Origin of the sequence: Haloarcula halophila (assembly GCF_029278565.1) — an archaeon.
In the GTDB taxonomy this organism is placed as follows: Archaea; Halobacteriota; Halobacteria; order Halobacteriales; family Haloarculaceae; genus Haloarcula; species Haloarcula halophila.
In genome coordinates this window covers 2,652,505-2,675,144 of sequence record NZ_CP119559.1, presented here as the reverse complement: position 1 = coordinate 2,675,144, position 22,640 = coordinate 2,652,505, and the positions used below count along the sequence as shown (strand labels likewise).

Below are 22,640 nucleotides of genomic sequence, written 5' to 3'. Positions count from 1 at the left end.
GTCAGTCGTCCGCGGGTGCTTCCTCACTCTCGTCTGTGCCCGAGAGATCGATCCCGGTAACGGCCGAGACGTTGTCGCCCTGCATCATCACGCCGATCGCGCGCTCTGAACGGTCGAGCATCGCCGAGCGATGGGAAACGACCACGAACTGGGCATCGCCGGCCAGTTCGTCGACGAGTTCGCCGACGAGTTCGGCGTTGGCGGCATCGAGGAAGGCGTCGACCTCGTCCAGGGCGTAGAACGGGGCGGGGTTGTGCCGCTGGATGGCGAAGATGAACGCCAGCGCAGTCAGTGACTTCTCGCCCCCGGACATCGCGTTAAGCCGCTGGATGGGCTTGTCGGCGGGCTGGGCTTTCATCGTCAGGCCGCCGTCGAAGGGGTCGTCCTCGTTCTCGAGGTGGAGGTGGCCGGTGCCGTTCGAGAGCCGCTCGAAGATCTCCTCGAACTGCTCGTTGATGGCGTCGAACGACTCCATGAACGTCTCCTTCTTGCGGGCCTCGTAGGTGTCGATGCGCTCCCGGATACCGTCGGCCTCCTCGACGAGCGTCTCGCGTTTGTCCTCCAGTTCGTCGAGATCCGCGGCCACGTCGTCGTACTCGTCGATCGCACGCATGTTGACCGGTTCGAGCGCCTCCATCTCCCCGACGAGGCGCTCGATCTCGGCCTCGACGGTGTCGTGGTCCGGGACGTCCTCGGGGTCGTACTCCCCGACCTGGGCTTCGAGCTCGTCGATCTCCCACTCCAGGCGGTCACGGTCGTCCCGGGCGTCTTCGAGGTCACGCTCGACCTCGCTGACGGCGGTCTGTTGCTCGTCGCGGGCCTCCTTTGCCGCCGAGAGTGCCTCGCGAAGCTCCTCGCGCTCGGCCTTGAGGTCGGCCAGTTCTTCCTCCAGGTCGGCGATCTTCGCCTCCTTCTCGGCTTTGAGTTCCTGCTTCTGTGCGACCTGTTCTTCGAACTCGGCGATCCGTTCTTCCTGTTCGGCTTTCCGGTTCTGTGCGGCCTCGATGTCGTCGTGGAGCTCCTCGACGGCGTCCTCTGCGTACTGTTTCTCCAGTTCGAGTTCGTTCCGGCTGCCCTCCAGTTCGTCGAGCCGGTCCTCCAAGTCGTCGATCTCGCCCTGGATGGCCTCACGCTCGTCGGTCAGCGCCGGGAGCTCGGAGTCCTCGACTTCGGCCTCTAGCTCGTCGATCTCGGTTTGTAGCGCCGCGATCTCCTCGTCTTTAGCCTCGATCTCGGCTTCCAGTTCGTCCATCTCGTCGGCGACGTTCGCTCGCTCGGCCGCGATCTCCGCCAGCTCCTCGTCGAGTTCCTCGATGCGGGCCCGTGTGTCGTCGACGGCTTCCTGCTTGCGTTCGATCTGGGCCTCGATGTCCCGGACCTGCTCGGTCGCGTCGGACTCCCGGTCGCGGGCGTCGTCCAGTCGCTCCTCGACGTCCCGGAGGTCGCTGCGGACGCCCTCACGTTCTTCCTCCAGATCGGTGATCCGCTGTGCGACCCGTTCGAGTTTGCCGGCCCCACCGGAGAAGGAGTACCGCGTCCCCGACGAGGAACCGCCGGTCATCGCGCCGCTCTTCTCGACGAGGTCACCCTCCACGGTGACCATCCGGAAGTCGCCGATGAGGTCCCGTGCCGTGTCCATGTCGTCGACGATCACGGTGTCGCCGAGCACATAGGCGAAGATGCCGGCGTACTCCGAGTCGAAGTCCACGAGATTGTACGCGAAGTCGACGACGCCGTCGTGGCTCGGCAGCGACGGCAGCGACCGGCGCTGCATCTTCGTGATCGGCAGGAACGTCGCCCGGCCGGCGTTGCGCGATTTGAGGTAGTCGATACACTGCTGACCGACGCCGTCGTCGTCGACGACGACGTGTGCTAGTCGTCCCCCGGCGGCCGTCTCACAGGCCGTCGCGTACTCGGGATCGACGCCGCCGAGCTGCCCGACGGTGCCGTGGACCCCCCCGAAGTCGTTGTTCAGGATGGTCGTCACCGCGCGGCCGTAGGAGGAATCGCCCTCCTGGCCGGCTTTGGCTTCGAGTTCGGCGTACTCCTGTTGTTTGGCGCTGATCTCGTCTTCTAGCTCGTCAAGATCCGACTGGAGTTGTCGTTTCTCCGCCCGCAGGTCGTCGACCACCTCGCCGATGGTCGCCTTGTTCTCTCGGGCTTTCTCCAGTTCGGTCTCTAAATCCTCGATGTCCGCCTCCAGATCGGGGATGCGCGCTTCACACTCCTCGATCCGGTCCCGTTTCTCGTCTTCCTCGTTAGAGCGCCGACGGGCCTCGTCGAGCAGCCGGTCCTGCTCGCGCTGGAGGTCGTTGTGCTCGCTCTTGAGCGTCTCTAGCCGATCACGTTTGGCTTCGAGTTCGTCTTTGACCTCCTCGAACTCCTCGCCGACGGCGTCGATCCGTTCTTGGACGTCGGCCAGTTCGGCCTCCTTCTCGGCGATGTCGGCCTTGAGGTTGGACTGCTCGACTTTCGTCTCGCGGATCTCGCTCTCCAGCTCGTCGATACTCTCTTGTTTGCGGTCGATCTGGACGAACGCCTGGCGGCGCTCGTTTTCGGCCTCCTCGACGGCCGCCTCGGCGGCCTCGATCTTGTCCTCGAACCGGGAGATGTCGCCTTTGATCTCCTCGATGTCGCGTTTGATCGCGAGCTGCTCGTCCTCGCCTTTGCGCTCGATCTCCTGGTTCAGTTCCTGGAGTTCGTCTTCCAGGCGGACGACCTTCCCCTGGCGCTCGTCGAGTTCGGCCTGGAGGTCCGCGAGTTCGGTCTCCAGCTCCTCGATATCGCTCTCGACGGCGTCCAGTTCCGCGCGCTTGTCTTCCAGTTCCGCCGCCTTTCGGTAGCCCTCGTACTCCTCTTTCTCCTCGCGCAGCGACTGGTACTCCAGAGCCGTCTCGCGTTCGTCCTCTAGCTGGTCGAGCCGGTCCTGTTTCTCCTCGATACGTAACTCGGCCTCGTCGATGCGCTCCTGGACGACCTCCAGTTCCTCGAAGGCGTCCTCTTTCTTGGCGTCGAACTGCGAGACGCCGGCGATCTCGTCGATGATCTCCCGCCGGGCGCCGGCGGTCATGTTGATGATCTCGGTCACGTCGCCCTGCATGACGACGTTGTACCCCTCCGGCGTGACACCGGCCTGTGCGAGCAGGTCCTGGATGTCCGAGAGGTTGACCGAGCGGCCGTTGATGTAGTAGTAGGAGTAGTAGTTGTCCTCGGTCTGTTTGACCCGGCGTTTGATCGAGATCTCGTCGACGTCGCCGACGTCCTCGGTGCCGGCGGCGTTGACGACCTGCGAACGGTCGAGCGTGCGGTCGTCGTTGGCCAGGATGACCTCACAGCTGGCCTGGCGCTCGCCGGAGACGTCGGCGTCCTCGTCGGCGTGGCCGGGGTTGTAGATGAGATCTGTCAGTTTCTCGGCCCGGATGCCCGACGTGCGGGCCAGGCCGAGGGTGAAGAGGACGGCGTCGATGATGTTGGACTTGCCTGAGCCGTTCGGACCGCTGATCGTCGTGAAATCGTCGTAGAACGGGATTCGGGTCTTCCGCCCGAAGCTCTTGAAGTTGTCCAGAACGAGCTCTTTGATGTGCATGCGGTGTGGTGGGCCGGGTCCCTACGCGACGATGATGTCCGACTCGGACTCCTCGGTGGTCTCGGCGTCGGCGGGCGCCTCGGCTCCCTCCTCTGGCGGTTCCTCGGGAGCCTCGGTGTTAGATGTGTCGGCCCCGTCGTCGAACTCCGCGTCGACTTCGGCGTCGACGTCGGTCTGTTGGCTGGCGATGGGACCCACTTCGCCGTCGACGGCGTTTTCCATCTCGCGGAGGCGGACTTTGCACTCGACGAGTTCGTCCGTGAGTCCTTCCACGGATGCTTCCAGTTCCTGGACGCGTGCTTCCAGTTCCGCGACGCGGTTGTCGCTCATATGAACACACGTTCCGGCCTGGACACTTATACCTACGTCAGACAATATCATGGATTCTGACAGCTCTCGGACGGGTCAGGTGGTTCGCCCGCGTTCACGCGTGGTCGTTAGTCTTTAGCCACCCGACGCCGAACGCCGGGTAATGACTGCACAAGCCGCCGAGTCCCGTGAACTCGCGGCCGTCATCGGGCTGGAGGTCCACGTCCAACTCGAGACGGATACGAAGATCTTCTGTGGCTGCTCGACCGCGCCGGCCGACGAGCCAAACACCCACACCTGCCCGGTGTGTCTCGGACTCCCGGGCGCGCTGCCGGTCGTCAACGAGGGCGCCGTCGAGGCTGCCGTAAAGATCGGGAAGGCGATCGACGCCGACGTACCCGAGGAGACGGCGTTCCACCGGAAGAACTACTACTACCCCGACCTCCCCAAGAACTTCCAGATCACCCAGTACGACGCGCCGATCTGTCAGGACGGCGAACTCTCCTTTACTGTCGAGAGCGAGCGGCGGTCGGTCGACATCCGCCGTGCCCACCTCGAAGAGGACCCCGGATCGATCAAGCACGTCCGTGAGGGTACCGGCCCGCTGGAATCCCGGACCTGCTCGATCGACCGGGCCGACTACACGCTCGTCGACTACAACCGCGCCGGGACGCCGCTGATGGAGATCGTCACCGAACCGGACTTCCGGGCACCGGGCGAGGTGCGAGCGTTCCTCGAAAAGCTCGAAGAGGTCCTGGAGTACCTGGGCGTGTTCGACCCCGGCCGGGACGGCAGCCTCCGCATCGACGCGAACCTCTCGATGGTCGACGCCGACGAGGTCGGCGACGACGGCGAGATCGACGAGTCGGTGCTGGAAGACGCCAACCGGACGGAGGTCAAGAACATCTCCAGCCACAAGGGGGCGGAACAGGCTCTCTCCTTCGAGGCCTCCCGCCAGCGGAAACTCATCCAGTCCGGGCGCGCGGTCGAACAGGAGACCCGCCACTTCAACGAGACCCACGGCAACACGGTCTCGATGCGTTCGAAAGAGGAGGAGAAGGACTACCGCTACTTCCGTGAGGCCGACCTCCCGCCGCTGCGTGTCGCCCACTGGAAGGACGAACTCTCTATCCCCGAACTCCCCGACGCCCGCCGCGGGCGGTTCGTCGCGGAGTACGGGCTCAGCGACGAGGCCGCCTCGAAGCTCACCTCCACCAAGCAGGTCGCGGACTTCTTCGAGAGCGTCGCCGAGCGGTTCGACGCCGACCTGGCCGCGACCTGGGTCGCCGACAACCTGCTGGGCGAACTGAACTACCGCGACATGGAGATCACCGACGTCGACGGTCGCTTCGACGAGGTGATGCGGCTGGTCGAACTGGTCGCCACCGACGAGATCACCGCCAAGAACGCCCGTGAGACCGTGCTCCGCGGGATGCTCGACGACGGCGACGACCCCGAGACGATCGTCGACCGGGAGGACCTGGGCAAGACCTCCGGCGACGAGATCCAGCAGGCCGTCGAAGCGGCGATCGACGAGAACCCCGACGCCGTCCAGGACTTCCACGACGGCGAAGGCGGCGCGATCAACTTCCTGGTCGGCCAGGTGATGCAGAAGACCGGGGGCAGCGCCGATCCCGGAGACGTGAACGAGCGATTGCGGGCCGAACTGGAAGACTGACGGGAAGGGTGGTCTGCGGTCGCTGTCGCGATACGGTGGCCGGGAGCGCTCCGTCGTGCGACCTGAAGACCGGCGGGGGCTGACAGAGAGCATCCGGCGGCGTAGCCGCCGGTTCACCGAACGCGAGGCACCGCCGAGCGTTCGGCCGTTTTTCCCCATGTCTTTGCAAACGGGGTTCGCGCCGCGAACCCCGTGCAGTAAAAAGTGGTCGTCAATCACCAGGACTGGACCCGACGGCGGGCGGATCGCCGCGCTCGCCGACCCGGGGTGCCATCGCGGCAGCGGCGGTCGGTGCCAGGGCGTTGACCACCGCGCGGCCGTCGCGCTCGCGCTCGACGAGGCCGGACTCCTGGAGTCTGTCGAGGTGGTGGGTCACGGTACTTGGGTCCCGGTCGAGTTCGTCGGCCAGTGCCGACACTGACGCCGGCCCGACGGTCGCGAGCGCCCGGAGGACGGTCTCCGTCGCGTCGTCGGCCAGCGCGGCAGCGAGTTCGTCGGTCGGTTCGTCGCCGGGGAAATACCGGCGCTTGCCCCGGATCTTCACGGGGGTGACGACGTCCTCGCGTTCGAGGACTTTGAGGTGGTACCGGACGGTACTCATCGAGGCGTCGCTGGCGTCGGCCAGTTCCGAGAGGTACGCGCCGGGGTTGTCCTCGATGGCTGCCGCCAGGTCCGCCCGCGTCTCGTGTTCCAGCGGGTCCTCGGAGTGGAGCGCGTAGCCGGCGATCCCCAGGAACCGCCAGAGGCGGTCGGCGACTCCGCGGTAGGCCGTCCGAACGAGTGGGACACTCGACTGGGCGACTCCGCTTGCGGCGGTTGGACTCCCGCCCGTCGCCCCGACGTAGGCCCGGCCCGCCGCACCGGCTGCGACCGTCGCACCGACACCGACGGCGACGCTCTTCCCGTCCGGCGTCGGCATCTCACCGCCGAGGCCCGGCGGTTTCGCTCCGCTCGCAGCCCCCGCCGACGCGTTAGCTGCGGTGCTGGAAGCGTTTGCGGTCGAACGGGTCGCTCCAGCGGCCGCAGTGCGGTCAGCGTTCGTTCGGGTCTGGTCGGGCGTCGCTCCCCGGGCCGCGGCCCCCTCCGCGTTCACCGCTCCGTCCACGGTCGCGTTCACCGACGGGCGTGCCGTCACGTTCACGCTCGTGGTTGACGCACCGTCCAGCGTCGACCCGGCGGACTGGCTGGCCGACTCGACGTCGTCGCGGACTGTTCCGGTCGTGTCCGTGGCGTTCTCAGTCGTCTCTTCGGCGGACCCCGTCGTGTTCTCGGCCGTCTTCGATACCGTCGGTGTCGTGGTACCGATCGTCGACGTGGTGTTGTCGTCGGTATCTGCCGCGTCCTCCGTCGTCTCGTCGACAGACGACGTGGTGTTGTCGGTCGTATCACCGACCGTCGACGTATCGTTGTCCGAGGGGACCACGCCGTCGTCCGTAACCTGACTGGACGGATTCCTCTCGTCGGCCGTAGCGGCCGCTCCGAGACCTGACGCGAGGAGGACACAGCAGACGAGCCCCACGGCGAGGGCGACGGACGAACGGGTCATCGGGCGGTTCGCTCGGCACGTAGTTTCCCTGAGAGAGGCAAGTATCTTGTGCCCGAACCCGCGTTCTTTTAAATACTATCCGGAGTGCGAAGTTTTCGGTCTGCAGCCACTATCTACCGTCAATACGAACGTTTGGACGGTTTTGTCAGAAACGCCTTTTATTAACTGTCCCTCGATCCGAGTGGACGATGATCCGACAAACGACACTGACAGCGGTGATGGCAGTGCTGCTGGCCACCGCCGGTATCGCGCCGGCTGCCGCAGCCAGCGGTGACGCGAGTAGTACGGCCGGCGAATCGCTCACGGTGACGGTTCACACGACCGAGGACGAGACTGTCGTGACCGTCGTGTCCGACGGCGAGGCCGTCTCCGGTGCCGCCGTGGACGTCGAGCCCCTCGTCGAGAGCGAGGTCGCCGCCGAGGGCGAGTACGAGACCGACGCGGACGGACAGATCCGCGTGCCCACGCCCGAGACGACCGCAGCGGTCGACGTGGGTATCGAGAGCGAACAGGCCGACGCCGAGGGTGTCGTCACCCTGGCCGGCGAGGCGGCCGCCGAGCGCACGATGACGGTCACCGTTGACGTCGAGACGGAGGCGGACGCCGAAGCGACGGCTAGGAACCAGACCGTCACGGACGAGCGGCGTTCGAACGACAGCGAGCAGCAGACCGAGGGACCCACCGCAGCCTCCGAGAACGCACGGGACGGTTCCGATGGCGACCGGTCCGGCAACGGCTTCGGTGCCAGCGTCGTCATCGACATGGTCGTCGACCTGTTCGCCGGCGGTCCCGGTGAACCCGCGGCGCCCGCTAGCGACAACGCACGGGACGACAACGCGAGCGACCGCGGTACCCAGCACAGCGACGAGCGGTCCCGAGCGGACGCTGGGGATTCGAGGAACGGCACTGCGGCTGTCGATGCCCGAGCGAACGCTAGCGCTACCGCCGACGTGAACGCGACGGCAAACGCCGACACCAACGCGGCCGTCCACGCCGACAGCGATGCGGACGCGGATAGTGACGCGAACGCCGACAGCGAGAGCGAGTCGAACGCCACCGTCGACGCCGAGGCGACCGCCAGTGCCGAGGACAGCGCGTCCGCGAACGGTTCGGCACGCGGCGCGGTTGGCCTGTAAACTGCGAACCAGTCACGGGCGGTCCCGCTGACCACTGCGGTTCGGCCCTCCAGTCAGTCGGTCACTCAGTGGTGTCAGTTCTCCACGGCGTCGCCTGTTTCTGACTCCCCGGCGTCGACATCGCTCGCGTTCTCGCCGGGGATGATCGCGGGGTCTTTCCACAGCAGCGTCACGAAGATGGCGACTCCCAGGAACTCGATGGTCTTGATCGCGGACTCGACCGGTTCGGTGACGAAGTGATCCAGGATCAGGAGGACAAGACTCCCGCCGTGGTGGCCCGCGCCGCCGCCCGGCGCTTCGAAGCCGTCGACGAGGAACGCACCGTGGCCCGTCGCGTGCCAGAACACCCAGGCGGCGATCGAGCCGGCGAGCAGGACCATCCCGGTCAGATAGGCGTTCCGGAGGCTGACGATCCGTCGGGTGACGAGATACGGACCGGCGAGCAACACCACCGCGAAGGCGACGAAGAAGAACGGACGCGGGTCCGGGGGGAGTCCGCGAAGGAGAAACCCCTCGGCGGCCTGGAGGTAGACGATACTTCGGGGGAGCCCCCACCAGAGGTGAAACGCCGCCGTCGCGAACACGAGTGCCGCGACGGTCGCACGGAGGCCGGTGACGAGCCGTCTGTCCATGGTGTGGCTCGAACCCTCGGCGACAAGAGCCCATCGGAGTTACAGGGACGTTCCGAACGCGACCGCTGACTCGTCTCAAAAGGGTTAATCGACGGGCTCTCCGAGGGGGTGGTGTGCTCCCCGCCGACTACTCCAGGGCGACCGTGGCACGCCTCCTCGCTGCGCTGCTGGTCGTCTCGTTGATCGCGCCGATAGCGGTCAGCGCGGTGACCGCAGACGACCGGGAGGCGACGACACTCCAGCGTGGAACCGTCACGTCGCCGGCCAACGGCACCACCGTCGTCAGTACCCAGGGCTACACGTTCCAGGGGAACACCAACCCCAAGAAGCCGGCCCGGCTGGTCGCGGTCGACGAGCGGGCCCGGCTCCAGTGGACCTACACGAGCAGACAGGGGACCGACGCGTGGTTCTTCGACGTCGATCCGCTGCCGAACGGTAACCTGCTCGTCGTCTCCCCGCGGGAGGGCAAGACCCTGGTGTACGAACTCGACCCCGAAACCAGAGAGCGCGAGTGGGAACGGCTGCTCCCGTACGAGGACACCCACGACATCGACATGCTGAACGACACCGCACTGGCGGTCTCGCACATGCGGGCCTGGAACGAGAGCGAGGGGGTCTCCAACGACGAGTTGCTCGTCTACAACCTCACCACCGATACCGTCACCTGGCGGTGGCGCTACCGCGACCACTACCCGGCCAGCACCGACGGCGGACAGGACGACGACTGGACACACAGCAACGACATCGATCCCGTCGGTGACGACAAGTTCCTCGCCTCGCCGCGGAACTTCGACCAGGTCATCCTCGTCAACCGGACGACCGGCGAGATCGAACTGCAACTCGGCGAGGACGGCAACCACGACATCCTCAACGAGCAACACAACCCCGACTTCCTCCGTGGGGCCGACGGGACGCCGACGATCCTGGTCGCCGACAGCCACAACGACCGCGTCGTCGAGTACGCCTACACGAACGGGAACTGGACCCGGACCTGGGAAGTCGGTTCCGGGCAGTTGAACTGGCCCCGGGACGCCGACCGGCTTCCCAACGGCAACACGCTCATCACCGACACGCTCAACCACCGGGTCATCGAGGTGACGCCGACGGGTGAAGTCGTCTGGGAGTACTACGCCACCTGGGGTCCCTACGACTCCGAGCGAGTGGCCCACGGCGACGGTTCGACGGGGCCGACGATCCGCGAGCAGAACGCGACCGGGAGCTACACGCTCTCCGGGAGCGCGAACCTCACGGCGGGCGGCAGCGAGCCGACCCCAGTCGGGACGACCATCGAGGCGACCTTCGCCGGAACTCCCCTGGACGACACCGGGGCCACGGTCGGCGCGCTCTGGGGACATTACACCCCGTGGCTGCGCCCGGTCTGGATGAGCGGCTGGGATCTCTTCTACGGGTTGGTGGCCGGCGTCGTCCTGTTGGGCTGGGCAGTCGCCGAAGGGATCAGGGTCGGACGAACGCGCCTGGCCGGCAGATAAATCCATCCCCCGTACACGCGAGCGCGAGCGAGCGTACACGCCGCGCACACCCGCGCTGTCTGTCGGTTTTGGCGAAACACTTTAGAACTCGTCCGGACCTATCGGGACCAATGATAGCCACAGGTGGTGTCCGATGGAGCTGATAATCACCGAGAAGGACAACGCCGCACGGCGCATCGCGGAGATCCTCTCGGAGGGGAGCGCGGAGAGCGAGCGACGCAACGGCGTCAACGTCTACCGCTGGGGGGACAAGCGGGTCGTCGGTCTCTCTGGTCACGTCGTCGGTGTCGACTTCCCGCCCGAGTACAGCGACTGGCGCGACGTGGAACCGGTCGAACTCATCTCGGCGGACGTGACCAAGGAACCGACCCAGGAGAACATCGTCGCGACGCTCAAGCAACTGGCCCGCCGCGCCGACGAGGCCGTCATCGCGACCGACTACGACCGCGAGGGGGAACTCATCGGCAAGGAGGCCTACGAACTCATCCGCGACGAGACCGACATCCCGGTCAGTCGCGTCCGCTTCTCCTCGATCACCGACCGGGAGGTCCGGGAGGCCTTCGCCGAACCTGACGAGATCGACTTCGACCTGGCCGCGGCCGGCGAGGCCCGACAGATCATCGATCTCATGTGGGGCGCGGCGCTCACGCGTTTTCTCTCCCTGTCGGCGCGGCAACTCGGCGACGACTTCATCTCCGTCGGACGGGTCCAGTCACCGACCCTGAAGCTCATCGTCGACCGCGAACGGGAGATCGAGGCGTTCGATCCCGAGGACTACTGGGAGCTGTTCGCTGACCTCCAGAAGGACAGCGTGGCCTTCGAGGCCCAGTACTTCTACGACGACGACGGAACCGAGGCCGAACGCGTCTGGGACGAAGCGGCCGCCGAAGCCGCCTACGAGGACCTCCAGAGCGTCGACGCCGCGACGGTCACGAGCGTCCGCCGTCGGACCCGGACCGACAGTCCGCCGACGCCGTTCAATACGACCGCGTTCATCTCCGCGGCCAGCTCGCTTGGCTACTCCGCACAGCGGGCGATGTCCATCGCCGAGGAGCTGTACACCGCCGGCTACGTCACCTACCCGCGGACCGACAACACGGTCTACCCCGAGGACCTCGATCCCGACGACCTGCTAGACGAGTTCGTCGGTTCGGCCTTCGCCGAGGACGCCGAATCCCTCCTCGAACAGGACGACATCGCACCGACGGAGGGCGACGAGGAGACGACCGACCACCCGCCGATCCACCCGACAGGAGAGCTACCCTCGAAGGCAGATGTATCCGAGGACGAGTGGGAAGTGTACGAACTCATCGTCCGCAGGTTCTTCGCGACCGTCGCCGAGGCAGCGACCTGGGAACACCTCCGGGTCGTCGCCGAGGCCGCCGATCGCTCGCTGAAGGCAAACGGCAAGCGCCTGGTCGAACCGGGGTACCACGCCGTCTACCCCTACTCCAGCGCCAGCGAGAACCACGTCCCCGACGTCGAGGAGGGCGAGGAGCTGACGATGCCCGAGGTCCGCATCGAGGCCAAACAGACCCAGCCGCCGCGCCGCTACGGCCAGTCCCGACTCATCCAGACCATGGAGGACCTGGGGGTCGGCACGAAGAGCACGAGACACAACACTCTGGAGAAGCTGTACGACCGCGGCTACATCGAGGGGGACCCACCCCGACCGACGACGCTGGCGATGGCGGTCGTCGAGGCCGCCGAGGAGTTCGCCGACCACGTCGTCAGCGAGGAGATGACGGCACAACTGGAGGCGGACATGACCCGCATCGCCGACGGCGAGGCCACTTTGGAGAACGTGACCGACGAGTCCCGAGAGATGCTCGAACGCGTCTTCGAGGAACTTCGCGAGTCCCGTGAGGAGATCGGGGATTACCTCCAGGAGTCGCTGAAAGCCGACAAGACCCTGGGACCGTGTCCGGAGTGCGGCGAGGACCTGCTCGTCCGGCGCTCCCGACAGGGCTCGTACTTCGTGGGCTGTGATGGCTTCCCCGAGTGTCGGAACACGCTCCCGCTGCCCTCGACCGGCGAGCCGCTCGTCCTTGAGGAAGTCTGTGACGACCACGACATGCACCACGTGAAGATGCTGGCCGGCCGGGACACCTTCGTCCACGGCTGCCCGCGCTGTGAGGCCGAAGCCGCCGACGAGAGCGAGGACGAGGTGATCGGGCCGTGTCCGGACTGCAACGAGGACGAGGGTGGCGAACTCGCGATCAAGCATCTCCGCTCCGGATCGCGGCTGGTAGGCTGTACGCGCTACCCCGACTGTGACTACTCGCTGCCCCTCCCACGGAACGGCGACATCGCCATCACCGACACCTACTGTGAGGACCACGACTTGCCCGAACTCGTCGTCGACCCCGACAGCGACGACCCCTGGGAACTGGGCTGCCCGATCTGTAACTACGAGGAGTACAAAGCCCGCAACGCTGTCGAGGACTTGGCCGATCTCGACGGCATCGGCTCCGCGACAGCCGAGAAACTCGAAGCCGCCGGCGTCGACGACCTCGACACGCTCCGCGAGGCCGACTCCGACACCGTCGCCACGGAGGTCCAGGGCGTCAGTGAGACCCAGGTCCGAGAGTGGCAGGCGCAACTCGACGACTAGCGACCACTTTTTACTGCACGGGGTTCGCGGCGCGAACCCCGTTTGCAAAAACAGGGGAAAAACGGCCGGACGCTCGGCGGTGCCTCGCGTTCGGTGAACCGGCTCGCTTCGCTCGCCGTATGCTCGCGGTGTCCCGCCCGTCTTCAGGTCGCGCAACGGAGCGCTCCCGGCCACCACACTGCGACAGCGACCGCCACCGCGACCTACAACTGCAGATGCGAGGTCGAACTCGGGCCATCGTCGTCGTCGATCCCGCCCTCGTGGTGAAAGTCGTAGTCGTCGTCGATCAGGAAGACGGTGCCGTGTCGCTCGGCGATGTCGACCCCGGGGAGAGTCGTCCCCGCCGCTTCGCCGTTGTCACAGTCGCCCGAACACGCGTCGAACAGCGACCCGTGGCGGGGACAGATCAGTTGGCCCTCCCGCATCGGGACGCCACGGCCGGTGTCGAACCGCTGTTGCTCGTGGGTGCAGACGTTGACCCACGCTTCGACGCCGTCCTCGCAGGGGACGACGACGATTTCTTCGAGGTCACCGTAGGGGTCCGTCGCGGTGAACAGCACCGACCCCTCCTCGTGGACGGTCTCGACCGTCGTCAACTGGTGCATGGAAGATGCTTTGCCGCCAGCCGCTAAGGCGTGGTGGTCACTCGACGAAGTCGGCTCCGGGCGCGACTAATCGACGTACCGTAACGTCGGTGGTCGATGTCGCTATCCGGGCGGAACTGGAACGGGGCTTCGCGAGTCGCTGACGGTAGCAGTACCGCCGAAGCGGTCGGGCGTACCGAACCGTCCCGGTTCGACAGGACCGAATGGATGTCACGCTGCGCATCCCGGCCATCCGAAGCGGTTATGCCGACAGACGAACGTCACTGCGGTATGAGCGACTGGGCGGACTGGGACCACATCGTCAAGATCGACCCGGACAAGACGCTGGTCGACGGCGAAACGTTCGAGGACGTAGCTGCGACCGGGACCGACGCGATCGAGGTCGGCGGTACCACTGGGATGACCGAAGAGAAGATGGAGCGGGTCGTCGAGGCCTGCGGGAAGTACGACATCCCCGTCTACATCGAACCCTCGAACCCGGCGTCGGTCGTCCACAGCGACCGCCACGACGGCTATCTGGTCCCGGTCGTCATGAACGCCGGCGACGTGACCTGGATCACCGGTGCCCACAAGGAGTGGATCCGTATCGACGACGAGATCGACTGGTCCAGAACCTTCACCGAGGCATACATCGTGATGAACCCCGAGGCCTCCGTCGCCACCTACACCCAGGCCGACTGTGATCTCGACGCCGAGGAAGTCGCCGCCTACGCCGAGGCCGCCGAACACCTGCTCGGCCAGGAGATCGTCTACGTCGAGTATTCGGGAATGTTGGGCGATACCGAGATCGTCTCCGCTGCGGCCGAGGCCATCGACGACGCCACGCTGTTCTACGGCGGCGGGATCGGCGGCTACGAGTCCGCTCGGCGGATGGCCGAACACGCCGACACCATCGTCGTCGGCGACCTCGTCCACGACGAGGGCGTCGACGCGGTCCGTGAGACCGTCGAGGGGGCCAGAGACGCCCACGCAGCGACCGCCGATCGCTGACACACGCCGCTTTTCTCCGCCCAGTCCCTACGGCGGCTATGCAGCACGTGGAGGCGGTCGTCTTCGACCTCGACGGGACGCTGTGTGAGTCCACCCAGGCGGAGGAGACCCTGTATGCCGGCGCCTTCGAGGCCGTCGACCTCCCGCAGTTCGGAGCCGTCGACGAGCTGTGGGCGGCTCTGGACGGTCCACCGGACCCCGAGGACGAACAGTCGTATCTGGCTGCCGGCTTCCGCCGGCTCGGCGCACAGTACGGCCACAGACAGGTCCCGGCCGACGAACTGGCCGCCGGGCTGCTCGACACCGTCGACCGGCGCGCCGTCGCCTTCCGCGACGGGGCGGACGGAGCGTTGCGGGCCGCCCGAGCGCACGGTCCAGTCGGCGTGTTGACCAACGGACCTGCAAGCCGTCAGCGTCCGAAAGTCGAGTCGCTGGCGCTCGCTGACAGGGTCGACACTGTCCGGTACGCGGGCGACCGTCCGCGCCGCAAGCCACACCCGGAACCGTTCATCGACGTGTGTGAGACCCTGGGAACCGCCCCCGAAGCGACGCTGTACGTCGGCGACTCGCTCGCCTACGACGTGGCGGGCGCACACGGTGCCGGCCTTCAGGCCGCCTGGTGTCCCCGGGAACCCGGGGACAGCGAGGGCTACCGTCCCGAATACGTCTTCGACAGTCCGGCGGACCTCATCGAGGTGTTGGAGCGGTCGGACGAAGCTCGACAGCCGTGAGCGACGTCGAACAGGTGTTCCGTCGGGTTGTCCCGGGCCGGATACCCGAGACGATCGAACGGCCACCGCAAGGGAACCACAAGAGGACAGCCGTCGCACGGTACCCCGACCGGCCCGCAGTCGTCGCACAGCTGACGGACGACCCCGCGGCGATACACACCGAAGCCACACTACTGGCTGCCGTCGCCGACCGGACGAGCGTTCCGGTCCCGCGGCTGCTCGCACACGGTCGGCTCGACGGGCGTGGCTATCTCGTCACCGAGTACGTCGACGGCACGGACCTCCACGAGCGGTTCGACGCCCTCCCGGCGGACCGACGCCAACACGTCGCCCGACAGTTCGGGAGCGTGCTGGCCCGGCTCCACGAGGCGTTTCCCTTCGAGTCCGCCGGGCCGCTATCGGTCGATGACGGCGGATCGTTGATCGGTGGGGGCCGGTCTGTCACCGAAGTGTTCACCTCCGTCGCCGAGGACGCCCTGGCGGCACTGCCGGCGGCGTTCGACGACCTACGGCCGGAACTTGCCGCCGCGATGGAGCCCCCTACGCGGACCCGACGGCCGCGGCTGTTCCCCTGGGACCTCCGGCCCGGGAACGCCCTGCTGTCGGCAGGTGACCTCGCCGCTGTCCTCGACTGGGGTGGCCCGCGAGCCGGCGATCCGGCCCTGTCGGTCGCCAAGACCGAACACCTCGTTGCCCGCTGGTACGGGACGGACCCGGAGCCGCTCCGGAGCGCGTTTCGCGCGGGCTATCGGTCCGTTCGCCCGCTGCCGTCGGTCCCGCGGGCCTACCGGGTAGCGGCCGTCGTCACCGCCGCGGTTGACTCCGCGGGCGTGGTGACCCGACCGCACTACCCCGAACAGACCGGGGCCGAAGCCGTGGCGATCCACCGCGCGTGGCTGACCGAGTGGCTGGACACCGGCGAGGGTGAATAAACGGAGTTTAAGTCCGTCCCCGCAAACGGACGAACATGGACGACCGAACCTACACAGCGGACGCCGAGCCCGGCGAGACGGTCACCGTCGCCGGCTGGGTCCACGAGCTTCGAGATCTGGGTGGTATCGCCTTCCTGATCCTGCGGGACACGACCGGGAAGATCCAGGTCAAGTTCGAGAAAGACGAGATGGACGAGGACCTCGTCGAGACGGGGCTGAACGTCCACCGCGAGTCGGTCATCTCGGTCACCGGCGCGGTCGAAGAGGAGCCCCGTGCTCCCACCGGCGTCGAGGTCACGCCCGAGTCGGTCGACGTGATCTCCGAGGCCGACCCCGAACTCCCGCTTGACCCCTCGGGGAAGGTCGACGCCGAACTCCCCACACGGCTGGACAACCGGACGCTCGACCTCCGCAAGCCAGAGATCAAGGCCGTCTTCGAGATCCGCGCCGAGGTCCTGCGCGCGGTCCGGGACGCCTTCCGTGACCTGGGCTGTACGGAGATCAACACCCCGAAGATCGTCGCCACGGGAACCGAGGGCGGCACCGAGCTGTTCCCGATCACCTACTTCGGCCAGGAGGCCTTCATGAACCAGAGCCCCCAGCTGTTCAAGCAGCTGATGGTCGGGTCCGGCCTCGAACGTGTCTTCGAGATCGGCCCGATCTTCCGCGCCGAGGAGCACAACACGCCGCGGCACCTCAACGAGGCCACGTCGATCGACTTCGAGTCGGCGTTCTTCGATCACACCGAGGCGATGGACGCCTGCGAACACGTCGTCAAGTCCGCCTACGAGGCCGTCGCACAGAACTGCCAGGCCCAGCTCGAAGCACTGGACCTGGCCGACGACTTCGAGGCCCCCGACGGCGAGTTCCCGCGACTGACCTACCAAGAAGCGCTCGACGAGATCAACGCGACCGGCGAACTCGACGAGCCGCTGGTCTGGGGCGACGACCTCTCGACGGAGGCTGAACACGTTCTCGGCCAAGAGGTCGGCGAACACTACTTCATCACTGACTGGCCCAGCGAGATCAAGCCGTTCTACATCAAGGACCACGACGACGACGAGGAGGTCTCGACCGGCTTCGACATGATGCACCCGTCGATGGAGCTTGTCTCCGGTGGCCAGCGTGAACACCGCTACGACCAGCTCGTCGCCGGCTTCGAGCAGCAGGGCCTCGATCCCGAGGCGTTCGAGTACTACACCAAGATGTTCCGCTACGGCATGCCCCCCCACGCCGGCTGGGGTCTCGGTGGCGAGCGGCTCATCATGACGATGCTCGGTCTGGAGAACATCCGCGAAGCGGTGCTGTTCCCGCGAGATCGGCAGCGCTTGTCTCCCTGAGACAGCGATGCTCGGCGAGCGGGAGCCCGGAAGTCGCAGCCGGCGGAACGGAGTGAGTAGGACCGTCTTCAGACGTTCCCGCGGGATCGCCAACGTCTGAGTCCCTGACGAAGACGTTGGGAGCGCACGAGAGGCGCCACGCGCCTCTCGGGCAGACCGGCAGCGACTCAGTCCGTAGGACTGGTCGCTAACTGTCGAGCGGGTGCTCGTTGGACGAACGAAGTGAAGTCCAACGGTGTTCCCGCGAGCCGCAACGGTAACGACGGAACGCTTATCACTGCGAGTATCCGACCGCTGGGAGTGGGTGACGACGTCCAGTTCCGGAAGGCCAGACCCGAGGACGCCGGCACGATGTTGTCCGTCAAGCGCGCGGCGATCCTCGGTATCGAGGACGAGCGGTACACTGAGGGCCAGCTTGCGGCCTGGGCACCGGACGAGGGCAACATCGAGGCCTTCGAGGCGTCGCCGTCGGCCGACCAGTACGAGATCCAGGTGGCGACGATCGACGACACCGTGGTGGGATACGGCGTCCTCCAGTTGCCGGAGCAGCGACTGGACGCGCTGTTCGTCAGTCCGTTCTACGCCGATATGGGCATCGCGACGACGCTGTTGAAGCAACTCGAAACCGCCGCGCGGTTCGCTGGCATCGGGGTCGTGGAACTCGCGTCGTCACTGAGTGCTGTCGGGTTCTACGAGCGACACGGCTACGAGCGGACGGGAACCATCCACCGGGAGATCGAGGATGTGACCGTCCCGTTCGTGACGATGGAACGCCACCTCTCCCCTGAAACCCCACAGAACGATGGGTGACCGGTTTTCGTGCCATCGCGGGACCATCCGATACTGATGGCGACGTATCGGTTCACCTGCCCCGAGTGTGGGGCTGCCGTCACCGTCGATGCCGGCGCACGCGAGCGACTCCTCGAAGCGGGCTGTGCGGTGTGTGGGGCCGGTGTCGGGACGGCAGCGTTCACCTCGGCGAACACGTTCGGGACAAGCGTCTGACCGACAGCCCCCGTCCTGTCGCGTATGGCGACGGAACAGCGTGACAGTCGGACGATGGACGTCCGGAACATCGACGGCGAACCGTTCGGAGAGATCATGAGCGCGCTCGACGACCTTGAGGAGGGCGAGAACCTGGAGTTGATCAACAGTTTCGAGCCGGTCCCGCTGTACGACGCTCTCAGTGCGCGGGGGTTCACCCACGAGACCGATCGGATCGCCGACGACGAGTGGCACGTCCACATCAGCCCGGAGTGAGATGAGCGACCCGCGGGTCACGCGCTGGGCCCGCAGGCTCGTCGCGGTCGGCGTCCTGTTTTTTCTGGCTGTACACCTCGCTGTAGCCGCCGATCTCGGCCGCCGACCGGTGGTCGTCCTCGGCCTGTACGGGTTCGTCCTGCACGTCCTGTTCGGGAAGGCCTACGCGCTGGTCCCCGCGTACTTCGATCGGGATCTCGCGCTCCCGTGGGCACCAGCCCTGCAGTTCCCGCTGTCGGTCGTCGGAACGGCGGGACTGGTGCTCGTGTCCGCGATGCCGGCGTCGGTCACCACGGTCGGGCGCGTCTGCTGGGCACTGGGTGTCGTCGTGTTCCTGGGATCGCTGGGCTGGACCCTCCGGACGAACCTCACGGGACGGGAGACGGGCACGGGCGGCGCAAACACCCACCGGAGGGGCGTCGACAGGGTCGCCAACGCCGTCGTCCCGGTCGCGCTTATGTACCTGGCCGCTGGCGCGGTCGCCGTCACACTGCCGGCCCTCGGACGCCAGTGGCTCCTGCCGGCGCAGGTCTCGCACCTGCTCGGCGCGGGGGCCGCCGCGCTGTTCGTTTTCGGCGTCGGGTTCCGGCTGTTCCCCCGGTTTCTCGTCGCCGAACCGCCCCGGCCGCTGGTCTGGCTCGTCCTCCCGGCCGGAGCAGTCGCACCGGCGTTACTTGCTATCGGGCTGTTCGACCGTCGGCTCCTCCTAGTCGGTGGTATACTGGAAGCGCTCGCGGTCGTCGGGTTCGCGGCAGCCTACGTGGTCATGTTTCGCCGTTCGGACCGGCGACGCGTGGGCTTTTATGCGGTTCTGGCGGCCGTCGGCTACGGCGTCGTCGGTGTCGGGCTGGCGCTGGCGACAGTCTTGAATGGGCGGGACCCCCAACTCGTTCGGGCACACTACCGGACGATGCTGCTTGGCTTTCTCGGGATGACCGTGATCGGTGCCACGTTCCAGTTCTACCCGCCGACCGTCGGCCGCTCGCGGCTGTCGACGGACCGTATCGCAGCAGTGACGATCGGACTGCTCGTCGTCGGACTCGGGGGACAACTACTGGGGATACTTAGTGAGTCGCCACCGCTCGTGTTCGGTGGTGAAGCGACCGGCGTCGTCGGCGCGGGGCTGTACTGTTGGCTGCTCGGAGCGGCGTTCCGTCGCCGTTAATCCGCCAGGATCGAATCCATGAGCTTGGTCTGGGCCGCCGCCAGGTGCTCGGCGAACGTCGATACCGAGATGTCGAGCGCCTCGGCGACTTCGCCGGCGTTGGCACCCTTCGGATACTCGAAATAGCCCATCTCGACGGCAGTCTCCAGAACCTCCCGCTGGCGATCGGTGAGTTTGCTCCGGTCGACGACGGTCGTGTCCATCACCGTCGCGTCGCCGTCCCGTCGCAGCGACCGCAGCGAGACGCCGTCGTAGAGATCTTTGAGCCGAGTGACGATGGCCCGAACCCTGTCGACGTCCGGTGCGTGAAACGTCAACATGAGTCGACCGTCGACCGCACGGATGTCCGCGACCGGACACGAGAAGGTCTCGACGGCTTCACAGACACAGTCCGTCCGGTCGCGCTCGAATCGATACCGCCCCCCGTCGCCCGCGGCGAAGACCTGTTCGGCACCGGGGTAGGCTTCGACGACGTCGGCCTCGCCGTCGGTCGTGAACTCCTCGACGACCTGTCCCTCCTGTGGGCTGGACCGCGAAACGTCGGTCACGGAGGCCCCGACCTCTTCGGTGACATCCGCCACCGGACAGGCACCGGGGGAGTCGACCGCCAGTTCGACCCTGATACCCGAGTCGCTCATACCAGACTGTGCGGACTACTGGCATAAAACGGGGGTCGCCCGTTCCCAGTGGCTGAAAAACCCCCTCAATCGGCCGGGTGCTGATCGGGAACGGGGCCGTCGTAGCCCGGTGGTTCGTACTCACACAGCGGGTCCGCCGCGAGCGGGTCGCCGGTGGTCGCGTAGGCTCGCGAACGGCTCCCGCCACAGACACCACGGAACTCGCAGGCACCACACTTGCCCGACAGCGCGTCGTCGTCCCGCAGCGACCGGAACAGCTCCGAATCGCGGTAGATGTCGACGACGCTCCGTTCGCGGACGTCACCGGCCGACTTCGGGAGGAACCCGGAGGGGTAGACCTCGCCGGTGTGGCTGACGAACGCGAACCCCTTACCGGCCCGAACGCCCATCCGTCTGGTCGGGCCGCCCTCTTCGCGCTGTTGCATCCCGACCCGGCGGTAGTGGGGTGCTTCGGTCGTCTTGACGCCGAAGGGGGCCTCGTCGCTGACCTCGTGGAGCCACTCCATGACCCGCTCGGCCCGGGCCGGCGGGATCGGGGTCAACACCCGACCGCGACCGACCGGGACGAGGAAGAACACCGACCACAGGACCGCACCAAGTTCCGCGACCCGCTCCCGGATCGTCGGTAGCTGATCGACCGTCTCCGCACAGACTGTGGTGTTGATCTGCAGCGGGACGTCCAGGTCCTCGGCCGCACGAGCCGCTTCCATCGTCGCCTCGAAGCTCCCGCCCTCGCCTCGGAAGCTATCGTGAGCGACGGCGTCCCCGCCGTCCAGCGAGAGGGCCAGTCGGCGGAGCCCGGCGTCCGAGAGGTCCGAAACCGCCTCGCGGGTGATCGAGTCGGTGCCGCTGGGCGTCAGCGTCATCCTGAGCCCCCGGTCGGTGCCGTAGTCGACGAGGTCGACCACGTCGTCCCGGGCCAGCGGATCGCCCCCCGAGAGGACGACCAGTTGCCCCTCGCCGAACTCGCGGGCGTCGTCCAGCAGCGCCTTCCCCTCCTCGGTCGACAGCTCCTGGGGGTGACGGCGCGGCTGGGCGTCGGCCCGGCAGTGTTTGCAGGCCAGCTCACAGGCCTGGGTCAGCTCCCAGATCAGGACCAGCGGCCGTTCGGTCAGGTCCATCTCCCCGTACATCAGACGTGCACCCGGGTGACGTGGCCGCCACAGCCACACTGCTCGACGTACTCAACATCGATCTCGTCGCCGAAGGCCGACTCCAGTTCCGCGAACAGGTACGTCTCGGGGTGGCCGTGCTCCCCGTGGGTCACCAGGTTGACGTGGTGTCCTGCGGTCGTGTGCTCGATCGCCTCCATCGCCTGTTCGACGATCAACTCCCGATCGTCGGCGTGGGCGGGCTGTTCGAGGTTCGCCGACCAGGAGTTGTCGTGGACGGCGTCGGTCACCGACGGGATGTCTTCGTGTGCGTGGCTCATACCCGTAGTTGGCGGGCTGTAGGGGTCCGTCCTGTCCCGTACATGTTCGGCGAACGTCGTCGGTCAGCCGAGTCGCTCTTCCAGCCAGTCGAACTGGGCTTCGAGTTCCTTCCGGCGTTGGCGGTCGACGACCGTCGAATCGAGCAACTGGCCGACCACCGCCAGGTCCAGCGCGGTGTACTCCGTCGTCGCGGTCACCGTCGTCCCCTCACCGTCGGCATCGACGTGGTACTCGGTTCGCATCGACTCGAAGACGCCGTCGCGTTGCTCGTAGACCAGCGCCGCGTCGTCCTGCTCGACGATGTCGAGGACGAGTTCGATGTCGAACAGCCCGACCCGGTTGTTGATGACGATGGTGTCGTCGTCGACGGTCACGTCGTCGAAGCCGGCACCGAGCATGAACGGCTCCAGGTCGGCCATCTCCTGGCGGACTCGCTCGGGCGTCGCGTCGAAGGGTCGTCTCACCGACACGCGTTCCATATCGGATGGCGACCGTCCGACGGGATAAGCCTTCGCCACCCCCGAACATGTCCGGCTAGAGGTTCTTTGTTACCGG

Annotated in this window: 21 protein-coding genes; 12 read left to right on the top strand and 9 right to left on the bottom strand. The window is 66.7% G+C overall.

What is annotated here, in order from left to right:
• Position 1 precedes the first annotated feature (1 nt).
• Both smc and P0204_RS14065 read right to left on the bottom strand, forming a co-directional pair.
• Positions 2 to 3,586, bottom strand: a complete 3,585-nt coding sequence (smc, locus tag P0204_RS14070) for a chromosome segregation protein SMC (protein ID WP_276180307.1) — start codon at positions 3,584 to 3,586, stop codon at positions 2 to 4.
• Positions 3,587 to 3,607: 21 nt separating this feature from the next.
• Positions 3,608 to 3,916, bottom strand: coding sequence for a DUF7518 family protein (locus P0204_RS14065; RefSeq protein ID WP_276180305.1), 309 nt, complete (start codon positions 3,914 to 3,916; stop codon positions 3,608 to 3,610).
• 142 nt (positions 3,917 to 4,058) lie between these two features.
• Here P0204_RS14065 and gatB point away from each other — a divergent pair, with 142 nt between their 5' ends.
• Positions 4,059 to 5,573 carry an Asp-tRNA(Asn)/Glu-tRNA(Gln) amidotransferase subunit GatB gene (gene gatB, locus P0204_RS14060; protein WP_276180303.1) on the top strand — a complete coding sequence of 505 codons (1,515 nt, stop codon included), beginning with the start codon at positions 4,059 to 4,061 and terminating at the stop codon, positions 5,571 to 5,573.
• 211 nt (positions 5,574 to 5,784) lie between these two features.
• Here the strand turns inward: gatB and P0204_RS14055 are convergent, their stop codons facing one another.
• A complete protein-coding gene (locus P0204_RS14055) occupies positions 5,785 to 7,119 on the bottom strand; it encodes a winged helix-turn-helix transcriptional regulator (protein WP_276180301.1) in 1,335 nt (444 codons plus the stop codon).
• Between the two features lie 188 nt (positions 7,120 to 7,307).
• On the opposite strand from P0204_RS14055, the gene P0204_RS14050 reads away from it, so the two are divergent.
• Positions 7,308 to 8,255 carry a hypothetical protein gene (locus P0204_RS14050; protein WP_276180299.1) on the top strand — a complete coding sequence of 316 codons (948 nt, stop codon included), beginning with the start codon at positions 7,308 to 7,310 and terminating at the stop codon, positions 8,253 to 8,255.
• A gap of 74 nt (positions 8,256 to 8,329) precedes the next feature.
• Here the strand turns inward: P0204_RS14050 and P0204_RS14045 are convergent, their stop codons facing one another.
• Positions 8,330 to 8,887: a hypothetical protein gene (locus P0204_RS14045; RefSeq protein ID WP_276180296.1), complete on the bottom strand. Its 558-nt coding sequence runs from the start codon at positions 8,885 to 8,887 to the stop codon at positions 8,330 to 8,332.
• A gap of 113 nt (positions 8,888 to 9,000) precedes the next feature.
• Between P0204_RS14045 and P0204_RS14040 the strand changes: the two genes are divergently transcribed.
• Both P0204_RS14040 and P0204_RS14035 read left to right on the top strand, forming a co-directional pair.
• Positions 9,001 to 10,377 carry an aryl-sulfate sulfotransferase gene (locus P0204_RS14040; protein WP_276180294.1) on the top strand — a complete coding sequence of 459 codons (1,377 nt, stop codon included), beginning with the start codon at positions 9,001 to 9,003 and terminating at the stop codon, positions 10,375 to 10,377.
• A gap of 133 nt (positions 10,378 to 10,510) precedes the next feature.
• The gene (locus P0204_RS14035) at positions 10,511 to 12,991 is read left to right on the top strand and encodes a DNA topoisomerase I (RefSeq protein ID WP_276180291.1); all 2,481 of its coding nucleotides are present in this window, start codon (positions 10,511 to 10,513) and stop codon (positions 12,989 to 12,991) included.
• Positions 12,992 to 13,194: 203 nt separating this feature from the next.
• On the opposite strand, the gene P0204_RS14030 is transcribed toward P0204_RS14035, so the two are convergent.
• The gene (locus tag P0204_RS14030) at positions 13,195 to 13,596 is read right to left on the bottom strand and encodes a Rieske (2Fe-2S) protein (protein WP_276180289.1); all 402 of its coding nucleotides are present in this window, start codon (positions 13,594 to 13,596) and stop codon (positions 13,195 to 13,197) included.
• 270 nt (positions 13,597 to 13,866) lie between these two features.
• Between P0204_RS14030 and P0204_RS14025 the strand changes: the two genes are divergently transcribed.
• The 8 genes from P0204_RS14025 (at position 13,867) to P0204_RS13990 (ending at position 20,014) form a co-directional block, all read left to right on the top strand.
• On the top strand, positions 13,867 to 14,586 hold the full coding sequence (locus P0204_RS14025; RefSeq protein WP_276180287.1) for a phosphoglycerol geranylgeranyltransferase: 720 nt from the start codon (positions 13,867 to 13,869) through the stop codon (positions 14,584 to 14,586).
• 38 nt (positions 14,587 to 14,624) lie between these two features.
• Complete coding sequence (locus P0204_RS14020) at positions 14,625 to 15,317, top strand: HAD family hydrolase (RefSeq protein ID WP_276180285.1); 693 nt, start codon at positions 14,625 to 14,627, stop codon at positions 15,315 to 15,317.
• Complete coding sequence (locus P0204_RS14015; RefSeq protein ID WP_276180283.1) at positions 15,314 to 16,249, top strand: phosphotransferase family protein; 936 nt, start codon at positions 15,314 to 15,316, stop codon at positions 16,247 to 16,249. Before P0204_RS14020 ends, P0204_RS14015 begins: the two co-directional genes overlap by 4 nt.
• Positions 16,250 to 16,284: 35 nt before the next feature.
• Complete coding sequence (aspS, locus tag P0204_RS14010; protein ID WP_276180281.1) at positions 16,285 to 17,589, top strand: aspartate--tRNA(Asn) ligase; 1,305 nt, start codon at positions 16,285 to 16,287, stop codon at positions 17,587 to 17,589.
• 300 nt (positions 17,590 to 17,889) lie between these two features.
• Positions 17,890 to 18,399: a GNAT family N-acetyltransferase gene (locus tag P0204_RS14005; RefSeq protein ID WP_276180279.1), complete on the top strand. Its 510-nt coding sequence runs from the start codon at positions 17,890 to 17,892 to the stop codon at positions 18,397 to 18,399.
• Positions 18,400 to 18,435: 36 nt separating this feature from the next.
• Positions 18,436 to 18,594: a DUF7560 family zinc ribbon protein gene (locus tag P0204_RS14000; RefSeq protein ID WP_276180277.1), complete on the top strand. Its 159-nt coding sequence runs from the start codon at positions 18,436 to 18,438 to the stop codon at positions 18,592 to 18,594.
• Between the two features lie 24 nt (positions 18,595 to 18,618).
• Positions 18,619 to 18,849, top strand: coding sequence for a DUF2249 domain-containing protein (locus tag P0204_RS13995; RefSeq protein ID WP_276180275.1), 231 nt, complete (start codon positions 18,619 to 18,621; stop codon positions 18,847 to 18,849).
• Between the two features lies 1 nt (position 18,850).
• Entirely contained in the window at positions 18,851 to 20,014 is a 1,164-nt protein-coding gene (locus P0204_RS13990; RefSeq protein WP_276180273.1) for a hypothetical protein, read from the top strand.
• Here P0204_RS13990 and P0204_RS13985 read toward each other — a convergent pair.
• The 4 genes from P0204_RS13985 to P0204_RS13970 all read right to left on the bottom strand — a co-directional run bounded on the left by P0204_RS13985 (position 20,011) and on the right by P0204_RS13970 (position 22,564).
• On the bottom strand, positions 20,011 to 20,652 hold the full coding sequence (locus P0204_RS13985; RefSeq protein WP_276180271.1) for a helix-turn-helix domain-containing protein: 642 nt from the start codon (positions 20,650 to 20,652) through the stop codon (positions 20,011 to 20,013). The genes P0204_RS13990 and P0204_RS13985 overlap by 4 nt on opposite strands.
• Positions 20,653 to 20,717: 65 nt before the next feature.
• On the bottom strand, positions 20,718 to 21,785 hold the full coding sequence (locus P0204_RS13980; RefSeq protein ID WP_276180269.1) for a radical SAM/SPASM domain-containing protein: 1,068 nt from the start codon (positions 21,783 to 21,785) through the stop codon (positions 20,718 to 20,720).
• Positions 21,785 to 22,084, bottom strand: a complete 300-nt coding sequence (locus tag P0204_RS13975; RefSeq protein WP_276180267.1) for a CGCGG family putative rSAM-modified RiPP protein — start codon at positions 22,082 to 22,084, stop codon at positions 21,785 to 21,787. Before P0204_RS13975 ends, P0204_RS13980 begins: the two co-directional genes overlap by 1 nt.
• A gap of 63 nt (positions 22,085 to 22,147) precedes the next feature.
• Entirely contained in the window at positions 22,148 to 22,564 is a 417-nt protein-coding gene (locus P0204_RS13970; RefSeq protein WP_276180265.1) for an SRPBCC family protein, read from the bottom strand.
• Positions 22,565 to 22,640: the final 76 nt, after the last annotated feature.

Bases quoted from the DNA above. Each gene is read 5' to 3' on its own strand.
- P0204_RS14035 (WP_276180291.1), top strand. From the start codon at position 10,511: ATGGAGCTGATAATCACCGAGAAGGACAACGCCGCACGGCGCATCGCG.
- P0204_RS13970 (WP_276180265.1), bottom strand. From the start codon at position 22,564: ATGGAACGCGTGTCGGTGAGACGACCCTTCGACGCGACGCCCGAGCGA.
- P0204_RS13990 (WP_276180273.1), top strand. From the start codon at position 18,851: ATGAGCGACCCGCGGGTCACGCGCTGGGCCCGCAGGCTCGTCGCGGTC.
- P0204_RS14020 (WP_276180285.1), top strand. From the start codon at position 14,625: ATGCAGCACGTGGAGGCGGTCGTCTTCGACCTCGACGGGACGCTGTGT.
- P0204_RS13975 (WP_276180267.1), bottom strand. From the start codon at position 22,084: ATGAGCCACGCACACGAAGACATCCCGTCGGTGACCGACGCCGTCCAC.
- P0204_RS14050 (WP_276180299.1), top strand. From the start codon at position 7,308: ATGATCCGACAAACGACACTGACAGCGGTGATGGCAGTGCTGCTGGCC.
- gatB (WP_276180303.1), top strand. From the start codon at position 4,059: ATGACTGCACAAGCCGCCGAGTCCCGTGAACTCGCGGCCGTCATCGGG.
- smc (WP_276180307.1), bottom strand. From the start codon at position 3,586: ATGCACATCAAAGAGCTCGTTCTGGACAACTTCAAGAGCTTCGGGCGG.
- P0204_RS14030 (WP_276180289.1), bottom strand. From the start codon at position 13,596: ATGCACCAGTTGACGACGGTCGAGACCGTCCACGAGGAGGGGTCGGTG.
- P0204_RS14065 (WP_276180305.1), bottom strand. From the start codon at position 3,916: ATGAGCGACAACCGCGTCGCGGAACTGGAAGCACGCGTCCAGGAACTG.
- P0204_RS13985 (WP_276180271.1), bottom strand. From the start codon at position 20,652: ATGAGCGACTCGGGTATCAGGGTCGAACTGGCGGTCGACTCCCCCGGT.
- P0204_RS14045 (WP_276180296.1), bottom strand. From the start codon at position 8,887: ATGGACAGACGGCTCGTCACCGGCCTCCGTGCGACCGTCGCGGCACTC.
- aspS (WP_276180281.1), top strand. From the start codon at position 16,285: ATGGACGACCGAACCTACACAGCGGACGCCGAGCCCGGCGAGACGGTC.
- P0204_RS14055 (WP_276180301.1), bottom strand. From the start codon at position 7,119: ATGACCCGTTCGTCCGTCGCCCTCGCCGTGGGGCTCGTCTGCTGTGTC.
- P0204_RS14025 (WP_276180287.1), top strand. From the start codon at position 13,867: ATGAGCGACTGGGCGGACTGGGACCACATCGTCAAGATCGACCCGGAC.
- P0204_RS13980 (WP_276180269.1), bottom strand. From the start codon at position 21,785: ATGTACGGGGAGATGGACCTGACCGAACGGCCGCTGGTCCTGATCTGG.
- P0204_RS14000 (WP_276180277.1), top strand. From the start codon at position 18,436: ATGGCGACGTATCGGTTCACCTGCCCCGAGTGTGGGGCTGCCGTCACC.
- P0204_RS13995 (WP_276180275.1), top strand. From the start codon at position 18,619: ATGGCGACGGAACAGCGTGACAGTCGGACGATGGACGTCCGGAACATC.